Below are 16,942 nucleotides of genomic sequence, written 5' to 3' on the forward strand. Positions count from 1 at the left end.
ATGGGGGGATAAGGGATGAAAATAGTAAAAATTTGTATAGCTCTAGTATGCTGTTGTGCTGGAATCTATTATGGAATGTTGCATTTGTCACGCAAACCAGCAGTTGTTGTCGTTGCAGATGAAGTCGCTATACCAACGGTAGAAGAAAAAATTCAAGAGCCAATTATGCAAGAGCAGCATGATGAGCCTGTGGTCATTCAAACGTATCATGCTATGGTTGAAGAACAGCCTGTTATTGAAGAAGAAGATGAACACGTTGTAGAGCTTGCCACCATTATTGAATCTTGCCCAATATTACCTCATGATAGTTTTGTTACCACAGAATTTCGTGATGGGGCTCAATTAGATGCAACAGTTCAGCAATCATTTGATCTTTTATTGAGTAAAAATATTGATGGTCTTTTAGATTTAATTGTCCAGAGCAATAATAATATACTTGCTCAAAATAGTTGTAAAAGCTGTGCTATCGATACAATTTTAAAAAAAGTGTTAAAACGTAAAGCTTTAACGGTAGCTGAAATTATTTCCTTGCAACATGTAGTAGAAAATTTATATAAATTTGTAAATACTATGCAGGCATTAGGTCAAAAAACAATATTGACGCATGAGCAATTTTTGGCACTAAAAAATTTGAACACCTCTCAGGTATCAATCAAGCAGATTGCAAGAGAAAGTCGACAAGCTGCTACTATTGCGGCATTGCAATCATTGAAAAATATTGATATGGTTCAGCGTCAGGGTTAATTTAAAAATAAGTACATAGGTAAAAAAATAGTAGCATGAAAAAAAGTGGAGTAGTCAGATGCGCAAATTATTACAACCAAAATTATTATTGTTTTTTGCATTATCAATTATGAGTTTTTATGTAACGTCAGAAAATGCATGGGCTGCACAGACGGCAGTAGTTCACGAGCAAGGTGAACAAAGTTATTGTGAGCTAGGTAAAAAAAAACTTTTATCGCTGGGTTCATATTGTCAAAATTTGTGTCTAACTAGTTATAATTATGTATGTTCATTTTTTGCAAAGTCAGATGACAATGTCAAAATTCAGATTGCAGGCCGCAAAAAAGAAAAAGAAGTAACTGATACTCGTTTGTGTACCGCTTATGATCTTGGTGATGAGCAAGGAGATCATTGTGAACCAGGTGACGTAGTGTGCCAAAGTAATATGGATTATTTTAACACTGCGTATCTTGCAGGGCAGCTGATTTTTGATGGTGAAGGTTCATCAAAAATTGATCAATTTGATGATAAATATTGTGGATATACGACGCAAGAACAAGAACTATTATATGAACATACTGATGCTATCAACGATATAGTCGATGTTTCAAATGAAGATGGCAATGCTTTTGATACGATCAAGAAACATTACGAATCGATTGATTACCAAGAGTTAGTATAAGCATAAAATTACATATAATTTTTAAATAACAAGGGTTTGCTTGCATGAGAAATGTAAGTGAACCCTTGTTATTTATACTTGTATTTTTGTAATATAGTTTCATATAGAAAAATTCAAAATCAAAAAAGGAGTTATTATGATGAATTCTATGAAGAAAAAAATTACAGTGTTAGCTTTACTTGTATCTAGTTTTAATATTTCTTTAAAAGCTGGGACAACTGACTTAAATATAATGCTACCTGATTATAATAAATATAGAGTAATGCATTGTAAATTTTATTCTAATCGGTGTAATGACCTAACCCAATTTAATTTAACAACTGATAATCATGTAATTCCAGAAGTGGATGCAAAAAATGATGATAAATCACGTTATTATGTTGAAAAAAATACAGGAGAGGCAGGTTGGGTTCCAGTAGCTAAAAAAGGAGGTCTATTAGGTCAAAGTCAAAATAAAAAAGATTCATATTTTGGAGCGGGAGACTTTAAGGGTTATGCTGGCTGGAATTTGAGAATTGATGCAAATGGCAATGTAGTTCGTGAAGGTTTAGATTCGGATAAAAAAACAATTTTGTATCAAGAAGTTAATGGTAATGTAACTTATGATAAAAGAAAAAAATAGGTGTATGATAAAAAATTTTATCATACAAAAGTAGTAAAAGAAAAAGCGGAATCACTGTGATTCCGCTTTTTCTTTTATTATCTTTTTAAAATCGCGAGGAAAGCTTCTTGTGGAACTTCGATGTTCCCAACTTGCTTCATACGCTTTTTACCTTCTTTTTGTTTTTCAAGAAGTTTACGTTTACGCGTAATATCACCACCATAACATTTTGCTGTTACGTTTTTACGTAGTGGAGAAACTTGGTCGCGTGCAAGAATTTTTGCACCAACCGCAGCTTGAATCACCACTTCAAAAAGTTGACGATGGATTACGGTCTTTAATTTTGCACATAATTCACGACCGATGGTTTGTGCGTTGCTTCTATGCACAATGCATGAAAGAGCATCAACCGATACGCCGTTAAGTAAAATGTCCATTTTAACAAGATCAGAAATCTCGTAACCAGAAACTTCGTAATCTAAACTTGCATAACCAGATGTTAATGATTTTAATTTATCATAAAAATCTGTTGCAACTTCGTTTAACGGAAGTTTGTAGTTGACAATAACACGGTTTTCGTCCAAAAATTCCATTTTTGTCTGGTGGCCACGTTTTTCTTGGCAAAGCGAGAAAACGTTTCCAAGGAATCTTTCTGGAACAATAATCGTCGCATCGATCATCGGTTCTAAAATCGACTCAATTTTTGCAGGATCTGGGAAGTCTGATGGATTTTCGATTTCGATTAAACCACGATCATGCGTCAACTGAATTTTGTACAGTACGCTTGGTGCAGTCGTAATAATAACTAAATCATACTCTTGCTCAAGACGTTGTTTAAACACGTCCATGTGTAATAAACCAAGAAATCCGCAACGAAACCCAAGACCGAGTGCAGTTGATGATTTTTTTTCAACCGTAACGCTGGCATCGTTTAACGTTAATTTTGAAATCGCATCAGCTAAATTTTCAAAATCAGTGTTAACAACAGGAAATATACCGGCAAACATCATTGGTTTTGATGGTGAGAACCCCGGAAAAGGTTCTATTTTTGTATGTTTGTGCCCAATCGTGTCACCAATTTTTGCTTCACGAACTGTCTTCATACCGGTGATAATGTAGCCTACTTGTCCTGCATATAATGCTGGCATCGGTGTTTCTTCTGGGTACATTAAACCGATTTCAAGTACTTCGTAGTACGTGTTTGTTTGCATTAAGAAGATATCGTCGCCTTTTTTAATGACGCCGTCTTTGACTGCAATTAAACAGATTACACCACGGTAATCATCATAACGAGAATCAAACAAAAGAGCTTTAAGCGGTTTGTTGATGTCTGATTCTGGTGAAGGAATTCGAGTGATGATGTTTTCTAAAACGTCTTTAATCCCGATACCTGATTTTGCAGATGTTAAAATTGCATCATTTTCATCAAAATCAAAAAGCCGGTTTAATTCACCGGTAACTTTTTCGATATTTGCTGTTGGTAAATCGATTTTATTAATAACTGGCAGCACTTTTAAATCTTGATCAAACGCTAAGTAAAAGTTTGCCATGGTCTGAGCTTCAACGCCTTGGCTTGCATCAACAAGGAGTAATGCACCTTGGCATGCGTACAAAGAGCGAGAAACTTCATACGTAAAATCAACGTGGCCTGGAGTATCAATTAAGTTTAAGAGATACAGCTCGTTATTATAGGTGTACAACATTGAAGCTGTTTGAGCTTTTACGGTGATTCCACGTTCTTTTTCTACTTGAAGTTTGTCTAAAAATTGTTTGTTTTCGCCAGTACGCGTTGAAAGTGTTCCTGTAAATTCTAAAAGGCGGTCGGCAAGGGTTGATTTGCCGTGATCAATGTGTGCAATAATTGAAAAGTTTCTAACATGATCTGGAGCGATATCTTGAAGGTTTATTTTTTTTATATCCATACCGTCGCAAAAGTAAGAGGGACGCAATATCTGATTAACATATTAAGTGTATGCAACAGTCGTACATTTGTAAATATATACAACTTTTTTTTAAACTTCTTTGGATGTTGATCGTCATAAAATCAGCTCAATATTTTAAAGACTCAGCTCTGTTCTCATGAGATTGTTTATGATATAATTACGTATGGAAATATTTGTGTAATAATCGTATGCGAATTTCGTTAGTATGAAAACTTTAAAAAAATATGCTTTATCAATTTTAATAATCGTTGCCACCGTGCAGATGTGCGCTATGGAAGAAACGAAAAAGAAAAAGCTCAATAAAAACATTCCAACGTTACAATCGATTGCAGGCAGAGCTGTTGCGTGTGAGTTTAAACGTATGATTGATGCAAGAGAACAGTTTGAAGATGGCCAATTTCAAGAATTTGTTAATTATGTACAACTCCATGCAGATACATTAAAGCCATTTTTGAGTGATGAGATATGCTTACATACTGGTGAAATTCTGATAGAAAAACGAGAAATATTCAATGAAGCTGTCAAAGCTCAGCATAGTCAGGTGGTTGCATTGCTTCTTGCCGCAGGAGTTGATGTAAATCTTCATGATTATTTTGATGATCGTGTAAAGAATTCGGAAAGAAATGTAAAAAGAGTAAAATTATTGCTTGATCATGGAGTGAATGTAAATTTGCAGACTGATCGTGGTTGGACACTATTGCATACAGCGGCTTATTATGGACATGTAGATCTAGTACAACTGTTGCTTGATCATGGAGCAGATAAGGATAGTCAGAATAAAAAAGGTCGAACTGCCTTGCATCTAGCTATTTATAATGTGGATTTTGCTGAATATGATGGTAAATTATCTCAACATGAAGATCCTATAGGTGTTAGGACAAAAATAGTTGCATTATTGCTTGAGTATGGAGCGAATGTAGAGACTCAAGATCATAATGGCAAGACTCCATTGCATCTAACAGGGTGTTCTTATACGAATCAAGAAATAATAACCATGTTGCTTGATTATGGTGTTCATCTAGATGTTCAAGATACGAGTGGTAAGACTCCTTATGATTCTGAATTGATACAAACTATAGTCTTTTCAAGAAAGCTACATCAAATAGCGTTCTATGTTTTTGAAACAATACAGGCAAGGTAACTAGGCTGTGTGAAGCAAGTTTAAAAGTAGCGTGCAATCATATGATATAGTTTTGCTCATCTCCGGAAATATAGGTGGCGGCCACGTTACGCTTTTTTAGTTTAAAAAATAGTGCATCAGGCCCACTGGCCTGCAGATTCCCGGAGTTTTCATAGAAAACGTAGGGCAAAACTCTTTGGTAAAAAATTGGTTCACACAAGCTAGTTTAAAGTTAAAAATAATTAAATATTTTGATAGGTTTATATGAAAATTGTAAAAGTCTCTTTGTTTTTATTAGTAATTTTTGTAAGTTCATGTTCGTTACAAGCAATGACTCGTAGTAGAAATGTACCTATAGTTGATAGAAGACTTATTTGCCAGTTGCCTGATAATCACAATGCAGCAACTGATGATGTGGATGATGTTGATAGTCAAGCACCAACTCCGTTGACTACTCCCCGAAACATTAATAATGAAGATGAAGAAGGGTGTACTCCTTTATATGAAGCTGTGTATTGTGGGCACATAAAAGAAGTGAAAAAATTATTAGGCGAACATGCTTCTCTGTACTGCTCAGCTCTTCAAGGCAGAAACCTTGAGGATATGACTCGTAACAAAAAAATTAAACATTTGATAAAAAATGCTCGAGAAGACAGAAACATGGTTTTGGATCTATTTGCTGATTCATTGCAACAAAAGTAAATTGATACATATTGCTTGCAGGGTATAAACTCAATCTTTATATCAATTTTTCCCTCCTTTCTTTATAAAAACTCCGGTTTATAATCGCATGAATTTCAACAACGCACTTTTATTAAAGTTGCGCACGTGAAACTCATGCGATTATTTATTTATTGTATTATTGACTATTTGAAAGCTTATTTGATAAGTTGTGTGTAGTTATAAATTATAAGGGGGAAGTATAATGAAACTACAATTCTATATCACTGCATTTCTTACACTCGCTCATGGTGGGTATAGTCATGCTTCACAAAATATTTGTCCATCGCCATTACCTGAACAGTATCAGTCATTAAAGCCAGGAAAAATGGTATCTGCATACGTTGCTAATTGGGATATGTATGGCCAACAAAGTTATAAGATTGATGATATTCATCAGATTGCGCATCGTTTAACGCATGTTATTTATGCTTTTATGAAGCCAGATCATGTGACGGGAAAATGTCAGCCTCATGACCTTTGGGCTGATATTGGCGCAGTTGATGATTTTCAGTCAAAAGTAGGTGGAAATTTTGCAAAATTATTAGCATTAAAAAAGAAATTTCCGCATTTAAAAATTTTATTATCAGTTGGCGGTGGGACTTATAATAAAAATTTTATAGCACTTGCGCAAGATCCAAAAGTGTTGAAAAAATTTGCTCAATCGTGCGTTAATATGCTTGATTTTTATGACCACACTTTTAAACATTTTCAAGATAAGTCATTGCAAACAACTCACTTTACCTATACAGGTCTATTTGATGGTCTTGATATTGATTGGGAGTGGGATGCAGGTGCTTTAAATCCACAATTATCACAAGCTTTTACTTCCTTTATTCATGAATTACGTCGATTGCTTGATATTCGAAAAAAACAGACCAAGCAAAATGCTTTGTTGTCTATTGCATTGCAAGTGACGCCAAGTATTTATAAAAATCTAAATTTAGCTGCAATAGCAAAAGATGTGAATTGGTTTCATGTGATGGCGTATGATTTTTTTGGTCCTCAAAATCCTATTATTGGTTTTAATGCTCCAATTTGTAGTACATGGTCAGTTTATTCAATTGATGGTGCTGTACAAAGAATTATGGAGCAAGGTGTTTCGCCAGCTAAGATGGTGTTATGTGTGCCTTTATACGGCTATTTGTATGAAAATACTGATGGGTATCAGGCAAAAATTGATAAAAAAAATAAAAGCAAAGCGGTATCGTATCGCATTATTAAAAGCAAATATATTGACGATCCTGATTTTACAAAACAATGGGATGATTTTTCTCATGTTCCTTCTTTGTACAATGCAAAAAAACGAACATTTATTAGTTATGATGAAGAAGCATCGATGATAAAAAAAGTTGAATTTGCTCAAGATAAAAAAATGAAGGGTGTTGTCGTATGGCGTTTATCGGGAGATGATAACGAAAATACGATGCTGCATACGATTGCAGATAGTTTACATGTATAAGATGTTTTGATTTTTGATAGTACAACGATACATCTTGCTTTGAGTAAGCAAAATATTGACTATAAATTTTTGAACGAGGTTGAGTAAACACAATTTTTATGAAAAAGTTATACTCTACGTTTTCTATGAAAATTTTGGGAATTTGTTGAGCGGTTGGCATGATATACTGTTATTTCAACTAAAAAAGCGTAACGTGGCCGCCGTAAACAATGTTTTACAAAATAAGCGCAACGATATCGCTGATTTTGTACTACCTTTGAATTTGGTTGAGGCAGCTTGATCAAGTAGCGCAAAAAACCTTAATACAAGCTATGTAATGGATTTGTACTTTTTTTTATATTACACTTGAAGCGTGTAAAACTTATATTTCAAAATTTTATAAAAAAAGTGCTTTCATTCATGACAAAATATTTTTTGTTGTATGCTCTTGTCGTAAATATATCAACTATATTTGCAAGTGAGGTACAGTTACCTTTATTACAAAAAGAAAATCGAATATCTATGAAGGCTGCTGATTTCCCTATTATTCAAGAAGGGTTTGAGCTGTGTGGCCGTTATAATCTACAAGAGTTTTTGGATCAAAAAGTAGAAGAATTTATTGCTAATAACGTTAGTCATGATGAAGATGAAGAAGATACGTATGTTTTTGATACGATTATTTCTGCGCAAGATTTAATCGTTTCAATATTGTCAAAGGATGCTGCTTGTTTGCAAAAATTTTGTACAATTTTAGATGAAATTCTTGAAAATGATCTTGATCTTAATTCTAATCCAGGTTTTTTTGCGTGTAAAAAAGTTTCATATGATTCAGATATAGTTGATTATGATAGCGTTAGATTTATGGGAAAGCTTTATCAATATCGTACATTGAGTAGTAGGTTTAGTTATTTATATCACTATACGAGATTTGAAAAATTTTCTAATCATGCGACTGATCAATTTTTTCAATATTGTATACAAGCTTCTTTTATGAATCCTGTTGTAACTCACTATGTACGTACCTATAAAGATAAAAATAATAGAGGATTTTTAGAAAAAACTATTATGAAAAATAATTCTCAGATTATGCAATTTTTGATTGATAAAGGGGTTGATGTTGAAAATACTAAATTTCATCCACATGGATGGACTCAATCAACTGTTTTTACACCATTTGCATTTGCCATGGAATGCTCTGCTGATAAAATTATTCCAATATTAGCTGCAGCTCAAGAACATGATCAAGTTCAGGGAACGTTATGGAATTTTGTAGAATTAAATAATTCTGTCATGATGCAAACCTTAATTGATGCAGGCGCAGATGTGAATGCAGTCAATCAAAAGGGGGAAACACCTTTGCATTATGCAGCAAAAAATCAATATAATACTCTCATTCCTCTACTTATTGCGGCCGGTGCAGACTTGCATGCAAAAAATAAAGATGGAAAAATAGCATGGGATGTCGCGGCAGAAAAAAATAAAGATCCTTTAAATTTGCAGCATACGCGAGATTTATTAAAACCCGTAGCAGCTCTTATCCATAAAAAATAAGGTTATTTTCCCTTCATGAATATATTTAAAAAAACCGTCTTGTTTTGCACTTTCATCATAAGCCCATGTTTATATAGTTCTGCTGACACTGACTCAGAAACAGTTCCTTTATTAGGAGATAATCCACGAGCTGTTGTCATGAAGGCCACTGAATTAGGAGATAATCCACGAGTTGTTATCATGAAGGCCACTGATTTCCCTGTTCTTCAAGAAGGGTTTGAGCTGTGTGGTCGTTATAATTTACAACAGTTTTTGGATCAAAAAGTAGAAGAATTTATGGCTAACAACGTTAGCCATGATGAAGGAAATGATGCGGGGGAATATGCCTTTGATACCTTAGCGCATGCTATAATTCCGGCACAAGATTTAATCGTTTCAATATTGTCAAAAGATACAGCTTGCTTGCAAAAATTTTGTACAATTTTAGATGAAATTCTTGAAAATGATCTTGATCTAAACTCTAATCCAGGTTTTTTTGCTTGTAAGAAGTTGCATCTATCTGACAATTATTCTGATGATGCAATTGTTGAATGTTGCGATTTTTATTGTGTACTCACTCCTTGTGTTCGTAATATTCGTTATTTGTGTGTTTTTGAAAAGTTTTCTCATCATGCCACAGATCCATTTTTTCAATATTGCATACAAGTTTCTTTTATGAATCCAGTTATAACTCACTATGTACGTACCTATAAAGATAAAAATAATAGAGGATTGTTAGAAAAAACTATTATTAAAAATAATTCTCAGATTATGCAATTTTTGATTGATAAAGTGATTGATATTAAAAAAACTAAATTTCATCCACGTGGATGGACTCAATCAACTGTTTTTACACCATTTGAATTTGCTATAAAAAGCTCTGCTCACAAAATTATTCCAATATTAGCTGTTGCTCAAGAACATGATCTAGTTCAGGAAAAGTTATGGAATTTTGTAGAATTAAATAATTCTGTCATGATGCAAGCCTTAATTGATGCAGGCGTAGATGTGAATGCAGTCAATCAAAAGGGGGAAACACCTTTGCATTGCGCAGCAAGAAATCAATATAATACTCTCATTCCTGTGCTTATTGCTGCCGGTGCAAATCTTTATGCACAAAATAAAGATGGAAAAATAGCATGGGATGTCGCGGCAGAAAAAAATAAAGATCCTTTAAAGTTGCAGCATACACGAGATTTATTACAACCTCCAGCAGCTCTTACCCATACAGATAATTCTTGGAGGATATTCTAAAATATTACAGAAAATTGCATCATAGAGCTTATGAAGAATTAAAAAAATACGATAAATAAAATGGTCTTGTACAACATACAAGGCCATTTTTTTTTTAGGCTTAGGCTGTGTAAACCAAATTTACATGTGTACAAAAACCTACGATATCGCTTCGCTCATCTCCGGAAGCAGTGGTGGCGGCGGCCACGTTACGCTTCTTTAATGAAAAACTACGTCAATCTATGCAAAAAACGAAGCAAACTTTGAGAAATTAAACCTGGCTAAGATTTAAAAAGAGTGCATCAGGCCCACCGGCCTCCCGACCCCCGAAGTTTTCATAGAAAACGAAGGGCAAAACTCTATAGTAAAAATTTGGTTCACAGAACCTAGATTATTTTTAGATATCAAAAAATATCCATAGATTGAAGATTTGCAAGGTGAGGCTATACTGGTAGTAATCTTATGTATAAAACATCTATATATTAAGTTTTATATTTTTTATCTTATTTCTCTTTTTTATGAAAGTTTTCATGATACATTCTTTTCGATCATCGTGGTTCATTCTTCCGTTATTTGTACTGTGCATGACGGGTTGCGCAAAAAAAAATATAAAAATTAGTTCTTTAGAGCAAATAAAATCAACGCAAGAAAAAATTACTGATACATCAGGTAAGGACCGAGTTTTAGAAATTATAACGACGATTGAACATAACGTTGTTCCTGCACAGAGTCAACCAGTTCAGTATGCTCATGTGCAAAATATACAACAAGATCTTTCTCTAGAAAATATAGCTGCATATTTTGATTGCAAAACCGTGATGGGTAAATCTTTTTTAACTCAAACATTAAATCATCCAGTTTGTGCTGTTGATGAAAGTGGTATTGTGGCACATCGCAAAAAAGCTATTGAGCAGTTAGTCAATAATCCTGAACTGAAAAAGCAAGTTGATGAAATTTTACAGCTTGCAGCGCAGCAAGAGCAGTTGATTATTCAATTAATGTCAGATTTTTTTATTGGAAAAACGTGTCCTGAGTTACAAAATCTTGCATTGTTAAAAAATCAAAATCCGTATGTATACCCGTTTGCGGAGTTCTGTACAACGAATAAGTCTATGCAAACAGCAAAAACAGTTTTGCAAATGTTATCATTGTTTGGTTGCACTGCAGGGACCATTGGTTTTGGAATTACTGCAGCAAATGCTGCTCATATGGGTGCTGAGTACGGCCAATTAGCATGTCTTTCAGGATATTTTGGTATTTTAACAGGTTTGTATGGCTACATTATTTATGACGATTTTACCAAAGCAGGTGAAAAACGTTCTAAAATACATGCGTTAAATCAGTTAATTCATGTTGCAGAACAAATTGAGCGGTTGTGTGATACGTACCAGATAGATAATCAGTTTAAAATGAGTTTAATTCAAGATGCACAGGGTGCTCGGTTAGTCAAAGAGTTGAAACATTGTCGTTATACTCAAAAGAAAAATTACTGTTTTAGTACACCTGCAGTGCATACATTGCTCTATAAAGTGTATAAAAATGATAAACACTTAGCACAGATGTTTGCTTCTATTGCAGAAATGGATGCTTATCATGCAATCGCAACCAAGATGCTTGCAAGCCAAGACAGTCGCAATAGATTTTGTTTTGCAGAGTGTATAGAATCAGAAAAGCCCTTAGTGTCTTCAACTGGATTTTGGAATGTTTTAATTCCTCATGCAGTTCCTAATACCTTGTTACAGTATCGTAACATTATATTAACCGGGCCAAATGCCGGCGGTAAAACAAGTCTGATTAAAGCTATTTTGCAAAATATTGTGTTAGCTCAGACCTATGGTGTCGCAGCAGCTGAAAAATTTGAATTCACGCAGTTTGATGTTATTCTTTCGTATCTTACGATTTCTGATGATTTGATACATGGACAATCATTATTTCAATCAGAGATCAATCGAGCTCAAGAGCTGTTACAAACCATAAAAGCATTGCAGCCTCATCAAAAATTATTCTTTGCACTTGATGAATTATTTACTGGTACGGCTTCACAAGGGGGTGAAAGAACTGCGTATAAATTCATCGATAAAGTTGCAAGTTTTGATAGAGTGCTTTCTATCTATGCAACTCATTTTGATGCATTAAAAGATCTTGGCGCAGCTCATTCGTCATTGATGAATTATAAAGTTAATGCACCAGTTAAAAACGAAAAGAATAAATTTGTATACCCATACACAGTAAGTGCAGGGCATAATGATATTTGTATTGCTGTCGATATGGCAGAACAAGCAGGTTTGTTTGATTAGTTTATAAAGAAAAAACCCCTGAAATAATTTCAGGGGTTTTTTCTTTTAATTTTTTGAATTAATTATTTTTTCATACATATCTGCTAATTTATATTTTCGAGCTTTGTTAGAAGGATTAGCTATTTTTAAAAATCCAATTTTAACCCATTGAGCAGATAGCTTAGCAGCTGTTCTTGGAGCAAATCCAAATAATTTTGCAATTTGACTTGTTGTTATCATCGTAGAGTCTATAAATAATTCTACTGTTTTGCGTTGCCGAGGGTCTAATGTTCGAAGCAACTCACTTTGATCAGACATTGGTTGTTCTTGTTGCATTCTTTTATAAACATTTTCAAAGGATTGTGTCATACCTTGGATAAAATAATCGATCCATTTTGTGATGTCAGCCTCAGCTCTTCCCATGTAGTAATTATGAGACGAACCAATGGTAATAGCATCATAATAGCCACCAAGATTTTGTGCGTAATATTCTTCTAGAGAGTACAAGCCTTTTAAATCATATCCATGCCGATGAAGGATGAGTGTTGTTAGTAATCGTGCTGTTCTGCCGTTGCCATCATAATAAGGATGAATTGTTGCAAATTGATAATGAATAATCGCAGCAACAATTGGATATGGGGTTTCAGTTTGTTCATTGAGCCATTGCACCATTGATTGGCATAAATTAGCAACATCTTTTGCTTCGGGCGGCATATAAATAATTGATTTTGTTATACCGTCACGAATAACATTTTGGCCATCGCGATATTTTGTCGGAGTAACTTTTGTAGAGCCGTTGCCCATTACCAATGCATGTAATGTTTGAACCATTTCCTCCGTTATTTTTGTTGCATTATGAGCCCATAGTTCAACTTGTTCTAACGCCGTATAGTAACTTTTCACTTCATGTTCATCACGTTCTCGGCCTGGAAAATGGCTATTTTCTTTAATGACCGCTTCAATTTGCAATGGATCAAGTTTGTTGCCTTCTATCATAGTAGAGTAATGTGTTGTGTATAAACGAGCTGTCTCTCGCAAAGAGCGTAATATATGAGGAGTTAAAGGGAGGTGTTGAATCGATTGTTTGACCGTTTCAATCTTGAGTAAGTTTTGAGCTGTTTTTACGGTGATAGTATAGTTTGGTTCAAATTTTATCAGCACTTTATCGGCCCTTTATCGGCCCTTTATCGGCCCTTTATCTGCATCAGTTATAAATTTCGATACATATAAGATGCTGATAAACTTTAAAATAATCAATAATTCTTTTGAAATGGTTTTTTATTAAGGTATGCAGCTCAATTGTTCACATGACCTACATAAGGGTGGCCTTTGCTCAAAAGTAAAATTATTGGTATGTTCAATGTGTAGATGATCTTGTAACTATATAATTGAATATGTAAGAAAGCAGGTGTCCTATGTATAAAAAAATAATGGTATGTGTACTTTTCAATTTTTTTGGAACTCATACAGTAAGTGCATCGCAAAACTTTGGTTCTGTAACAAAACAACATGAATTTTTATACAAGCAAGCATGCCTTGAGGAATTACGAGAAGGCGTTAAAGATCATGCGAAAAAATTATCAGTTGGGCAGGAAGTTATGTATGCAGTAGCTCGATGTCTTATGCCAGTTGCGATTGAAACAATAATCAAAACATCACATGAAAAAATAACACCAAGTGAATTAAAACGTCATAAAGCTTGTGCTGTTGAAATAGCTCAGTTCTACAATAAAACTCGTCGGCAAGATGAAGTGACTCAGCAGGCTGAGATAGAAAAATTTGTGGATCGTTATATGGAATGTTCTCAACTGGCGCAAAGTCGCACTTTTAAATTATAAATATAAAAAAGAGGATCTAATACAGATCCTCTTTTTTTAGTCCAGGCTATGTGAACGAAATTTAAAATAAGTATGTGAACCTACGATATCGCTACGCTCATCTCCGGAAATATGGGTGGCGGCGGCCACTTTACGCTTTTTTAGTTTGAAAAATAGTGCATCAGGCCCACCGGCCAGCAAGTTCCCAGAGGTTTCGTAGAAAACGTAGGGTAAATTTTTAGAATTTAAATTTGGTTGAAAGAGCCTAGTTTCTAAATATTTTGATTATGCATTATTTTGAGCTTGTGTTAAAAACTCAACTATTTGCGTATAGCCTTTTCGTGTTGCTATATCAAGCAATGTCTCATTATGAATTGTTATATGATGATGAGCACCTGCGTCAAGTAAGAGCTTAACCATTGCAGGATTATTTTTGAATATTGCTATATACAAGGGAGTCCATTTGTTACGATTAGCTATTTCTGTATCTATACCAGGTACACTCAAGAGTAAAGAAACAATTTCTAAATTTCCTGACTGTATTGCAGCTATTAAAGGAGTTATGCCATTACTATTTTGTTCATTAATAGCAATGTTTTGTTGCCTTAATAAGAGAACAACGATATCAAGAGAACCGTTTTGTGAGGCTGTTATTAAATAATTTGAAATTTTTAATTTTTCTTGATCAGCATCATCTGCGTAATTATCTTGTAGATACAGTAAAAGTAAGAATGCGTCTGAATCATTTGCCCTGATTATTGTATGATAGGAATGAAGGGTTACGTATTTTTTAATAGCAGGTATTTTATCAATCCAACTATCAATAAATTTTTTCATAAAATTATTTTTGTCAGCCATGATATATGAAAATACAGGGTCTTTTTTTATTGGTTCACTTTGATCATTATTTATAAAAAATTTGTTATGTATCATACGTTGTGCAACAGCTAAGAAATTTCTTTCCATTTTCTCAGCAATATATTGCTGAGCTTTTTGAGTTCCAGTAATAATATTAAATCGTGAATCAGATAAAAGATCTTGAAAATTTTTAAATGTTAGATCGTATTCAGATTTATAAACAAGATTAAAGCCTTGACTCAAATGATACGTATCTTCTATCCATGTACAAATAAAAAATTTCATAAAATCATGTTGATATGAGACAACATATAAAAATATTGAATCATTAATAGCAGATAATGGAATATTGTTTTCGATTGCATGTTCTAAAACTGTTAAAAATTGTTGTTTCATTCTTTCAGCAATATATTGTTGGGCTGTATGAATTGTTATTGCGGGATCAAAATCTTCTTGTACAACAGCTTTTTTTAAAAAAAATTCGAAAGAATTTTGAGTATTGGGTCTGTAGTTACTAACTAATTGAAATCCTGTTATCAGGTATTTGTAGTTTTCTATAATGTAGTTATATGTTTGAAGTTGATCTTCAGTAAAATTGATATCATGTACTTCCTCGTAATTTTCTTCTGGATTAATGACAACTTCATATTCTTGTACTACAGGTTTGAAGTTTGGATGGTCATAAATGTAAAGATCATGATTATGTAGATCGTATGCATCTTTATGGAGAGCAATATATGTTGCATGATCAAACAATTTTGGCCATACAATATCGTATTCTCCGTGGTATTCAAGATTAGATTTTACAATATCTTGTAAATAAGGGATCTTTGGATCATCTTGATGTAACGAATTATAAAATTCAACAAGAGGTTTTTGAGCAGAAATTGACCAGGTAATAAATTCTTCATTTTGACGTACGAGTTCTTCTGGTTGACTTGTTAATTCTTGACCAGAGCAGGTAGTACATTGATACGTGCTCAGTAAAGATATGATGAGTAAATACTTTATATTCATAATAAAAACTTTTTTTACAATAATTGATTATATTTGTAAAAATATTATACCAGGATGATCTATATTGAATCAATCTATTTGTGTGTATGTTTTCTATCTGTCTGTTTTTGATCTGTGATGCATATATCTTGATATGAAATTGAGAAATTTGTTGAAGTTTTAATTTTTGTAAGATAAATGGAAAAAAGAGCAACTATTCAAAGTTGCTCTTTTTTAATAACCATGATGTTTGTTAACTATATCTACGTACTGCTATGCATGAGCTCTTAAGTTATTTTGATTTGCTTGAGCAAACATTGATTTTTGAAAATCTTTCTTTGGGATACATATAATCCCAGAAGCTGTTTGTCCAGGAGCAAGAGTTTGTTTGCGTAATTCTTTATTACTCAGTATGTCATCAATGGTATCATTAAAATCTTGCGCTCCAACGCCTTGCACTATTGCTGTAATAATAAATGGAGACATAACTACAAGAGCTGGAAGGCATAACCCGAATAAAACAGCTCCAGGAGCAGCTGAGCTTGCTGCTGCCATAGCACCACCATAGACACAAGCCGCGGCAACTGGTGCGCCAACAACAACTGCTGGTGCAGTAAAACCAAGTCCTCGAGCAAGATTATTTCTATGCAGTTTTTCTGCAACTTGTAATGCTGGGACATGTATTGGAGTAAAATCTTGAGGCGAAATAATAATATCATGAGATGTACTATTTTTTACAGTAATTTGTATCGGTTGATACCCTTTGCGTAAAATACTTCCTGATTTTAAATATTTTTTACAATATTTTTTGTTAAAAACTTTATAGTCCCATGTAAAATCTTTTTGTGTTGCATGATCCGCTTGTAATTGCAAATGTTGTAAAGGGATTTCTTTATATCGAGCTTGCAAGTTGTAACTCATGACTGTCATAAAACTCAGCATAAACGTTGTTGATATTTTTAAATTCATATGAGATCTTTCGATTTTTATTAAAATAATTCA

General features: G+C 33.7%; 14 protein-coding genes. 10 read left to right on the top strand and 4 right to left on the bottom strand.

Features of this window, described 5'->3' with window-relative positions; genetic code table 11:
• Positions 1-15 precede the first annotated feature (15 nt).
• From C0J27_RS05240 to C0J27_RS05250, 3 genes are all read left to right on the top strand, one after another.
• Positions 16-744 carry a hypothetical protein gene (locus C0J27_RS05240; protein WP_115586122.1) on the top strand — a complete coding sequence of 243 codons (729 nt, stop codon included), beginning with the start codon at positions 16-18 and terminating at the stop codon, positions 742-744.
• 58 nt (positions 745-802) lie between these two features.
• Positions 803-1,405 carry a hypothetical protein gene (locus C0J27_RS05245; RefSeq protein WP_115586123.1) on the top strand — a complete coding sequence of 201 codons (603 nt, stop codon included), beginning with the start codon at positions 803-805 and terminating at the stop codon, positions 1,403-1,405.
• 136 nt (positions 1,406-1,541) lie between these two features.
• The gene (locus C0J27_RS05250; RefSeq protein ID WP_115586124.1) at positions 1,542-2,027 is read left to right on the top strand and encodes a hypothetical protein; all 486 of its coding nucleotides are present in this window, start codon (positions 1,542-1,544) and stop codon (positions 2,025-2,027) included.
• 77 nt (positions 2,028-2,104) lie between these two features.
• On the opposite strand, the gene lepA is transcribed toward C0J27_RS05250, so the two are convergent.
• Complete coding sequence (lepA, locus tag C0J27_RS05255) at positions 2,105-3,928, bottom strand: translation elongation factor 4 (RefSeq protein ID WP_115586125.1); 1,824 nt, start codon at positions 3,926-3,928, stop codon at positions 2,105-2,107.
• Positions 3,929-4,154: 226 nt separating this feature from the next.
• On the opposite strand from lepA, the gene C0J27_RS05260 reads away from it, so the two are divergent.
• The 6 genes from C0J27_RS05260 to C0J27_RS05285 all read left to right on the top strand — a co-directional run bounded on the left by C0J27_RS05260 (position 4,155) and on the right by C0J27_RS05285 (position 12,290).
• Positions 4,155-5,090 carry an ankyrin repeat domain-containing protein gene (locus C0J27_RS05260; RefSeq protein ID WP_115586126.1) on the top strand — a complete coding sequence of 312 codons (936 nt, stop codon included), beginning with the start codon at positions 4,155-4,157 and terminating at the stop codon, positions 5,088-5,090.
• Between the two features lie 243 nt (positions 5,091-5,333).
• Positions 5,334-5,771, top strand: coding sequence for an ankyrin repeat domain-containing protein (locus C0J27_RS05265; protein ID WP_115586127.1), 438 nt, complete (start codon positions 5,334-5,336; stop codon positions 5,769-5,771).
• Between the two features lie 223 nt (positions 5,772-5,994).
• Positions 5,995-7,251 (top strand): glycoside hydrolase family 18 protein, encoded by a 1,257-nt coding sequence (locus C0J27_RS05270; protein ID WP_115586128.1) that lies wholly within the window; start codon positions 5,995-5,997, stop codon positions 7,249-7,251.
• A 399-nt stretch (positions 7,252-7,650) separates the two neighbouring features.
• A complete protein-coding gene (locus C0J27_RS05275) occupies positions 7,651-8,781 on the top strand; it encodes an ankyrin repeat domain-containing protein (RefSeq protein WP_115586129.1) in 1,131 nt (376 codons plus the stop codon).
• A gap of 15 nt (positions 8,782-8,796) precedes the next feature.
• Positions 8,797-10,014: an ankyrin repeat domain-containing protein gene (locus tag C0J27_RS05280; RefSeq protein WP_115586130.1), complete on the top strand. Its 1,218-nt coding sequence runs from the start codon at positions 8,797-8,799 to the stop codon at positions 10,012-10,014.
• A gap of 509 nt (positions 10,015-10,523) precedes the next feature.
• A complete protein-coding gene (locus C0J27_RS05285; RefSeq protein WP_162801829.1) occupies positions 10,524-12,290 on the top strand; it encodes a MutS-related protein in 1,767 nt (588 codons plus the stop codon).
• Positions 12,291-12,335: 45 nt separating this feature from the next.
• Here the strand turns inward: C0J27_RS05285 and C0J27_RS05290 are convergent, their stop codons facing one another.
• Positions 12,336-13,430: a Fic family protein gene (locus C0J27_RS05290; RefSeq protein WP_115586132.1), complete on the bottom strand. Its 1,095-nt coding sequence runs from the start codon at positions 13,428-13,430 to the stop codon at positions 12,336-12,338.
• A 254-nt stretch (positions 13,431-13,684) separates the two neighbouring features.
• On the opposite strand from C0J27_RS05290, the gene C0J27_RS05295 reads away from it, so the two are divergent.
• Positions 13,685-14,107: a hypothetical protein gene (locus C0J27_RS05295; RefSeq protein WP_162801830.1), complete on the top strand. Its 423-nt coding sequence runs from the start codon at positions 13,685-13,687 to the stop codon at positions 14,105-14,107.
• A gap of 264 nt (positions 14,108-14,371) precedes the next feature.
• On the opposite strand, the gene C0J27_RS05300 is transcribed toward C0J27_RS05295, so the two are convergent.
• Entirely contained in the window at positions 14,372-15,961 is a 1,590-nt protein-coding gene (locus C0J27_RS05300) for an ankyrin repeat domain-containing protein (RefSeq protein WP_115586134.1), read from the bottom strand.
• A gap of 252 nt (positions 15,962-16,213) precedes the next feature.
• Complete coding sequence (locus tag C0J27_RS05305; protein ID WP_115586135.1) at positions 16,214-16,909, bottom strand: hypothetical protein; 696 nt, start codon at positions 16,907-16,909, stop codon at positions 16,214-16,216.
• Positions 16,910-16,942: the final 33 nt, after the last annotated feature.

The sequence above is a fragment of the Candidatus Chromulinivorax destructor genome (genome assembly GCF_003366055.1).
GTDB classification, from domain to species: Bacteria; Babelota; Babeliae; order Babelales; family Chromulinivoraceae; genus Chromulinivorax; species Chromulinivorax destructor.

Bases quoted from the DNA above. Each gene is read 5' to 3' on its own strand.
- C0J27_RS05240 (WP_115586122.1), top strand. From the start codon at position 16: ATGAAAATAGTAAAAATTTGTATAGCTCTAGTATGCTGTTGTGCTGGA.
- C0J27_RS05245 (WP_115586123.1), top strand. From the start codon at position 803: ATGCGCAAATTATTACAACCAAAATTATTATTGTTTTTTGCATTATCA.
- C0J27_RS05250 (WP_115586124.1), top strand. From the start codon at position 1,542: ATGATGAATTCTATGAAGAAAAAAATTACAGTGTTAGCTTTACTTGTA.
- lepA (WP_115586125.1), bottom strand. From the start codon at position 3,928: ATGGATATAAAAAAAATAAACCTTCAAGATATCGCTCCAGATCATGTT.
- C0J27_RS05260 (WP_115586126.1), top strand. From the start codon at position 4,155: ATGAAAACTTTAAAAAAATATGCTTTATCAATTTTAATAATCGTTGCC.
- C0J27_RS05265 (WP_115586127.1), top strand. From the start codon at position 5,334: ATGAAAATTGTAAAAGTCTCTTTGTTTTTATTAGTAATTTTTGTAAGT.
- C0J27_RS05270 (WP_115586128.1), top strand. From the start codon at position 5,995: ATGAAACTACAATTCTATATCACTGCATTTCTTACACTCGCTCATGGT.
- C0J27_RS05275 (WP_115586129.1), top strand. From the start codon at position 7,651: ATGACAAAATATTTTTTGTTGTATGCTCTTGTCGTAAATATATCAACT.
- C0J27_RS05280 (WP_115586130.1), top strand. From the start codon at position 8,797: ATGAATATATTTAAAAAAACCGTCTTGTTTTGCACTTTCATCATAAGC.
- C0J27_RS05285 (WP_162801829.1), top strand. From the start codon at position 10,524: ATGATACATTCTTTTCGATCATCGTGGTTCATTCTTCCGTTATTTGTA.
- C0J27_RS05295 (WP_162801830.1), top strand. From the start codon at position 13,685: ATGTATAAAAAAATAATGGTATGTGTACTTTTCAATTTTTTTGGAACT.
- C0J27_RS05300 (WP_115586134.1), bottom strand. From the start codon at position 15,961: ATGAATATAAAGTATTTACTCATCATATCTTTACTGAGCACGTATCAA.
- C0J27_RS05305 (WP_115586135.1), bottom strand. From the start codon at position 16,909: ATGAATTTAAAAATATCAACAACGTTTATGCTGAGTTTTATGACAGTC.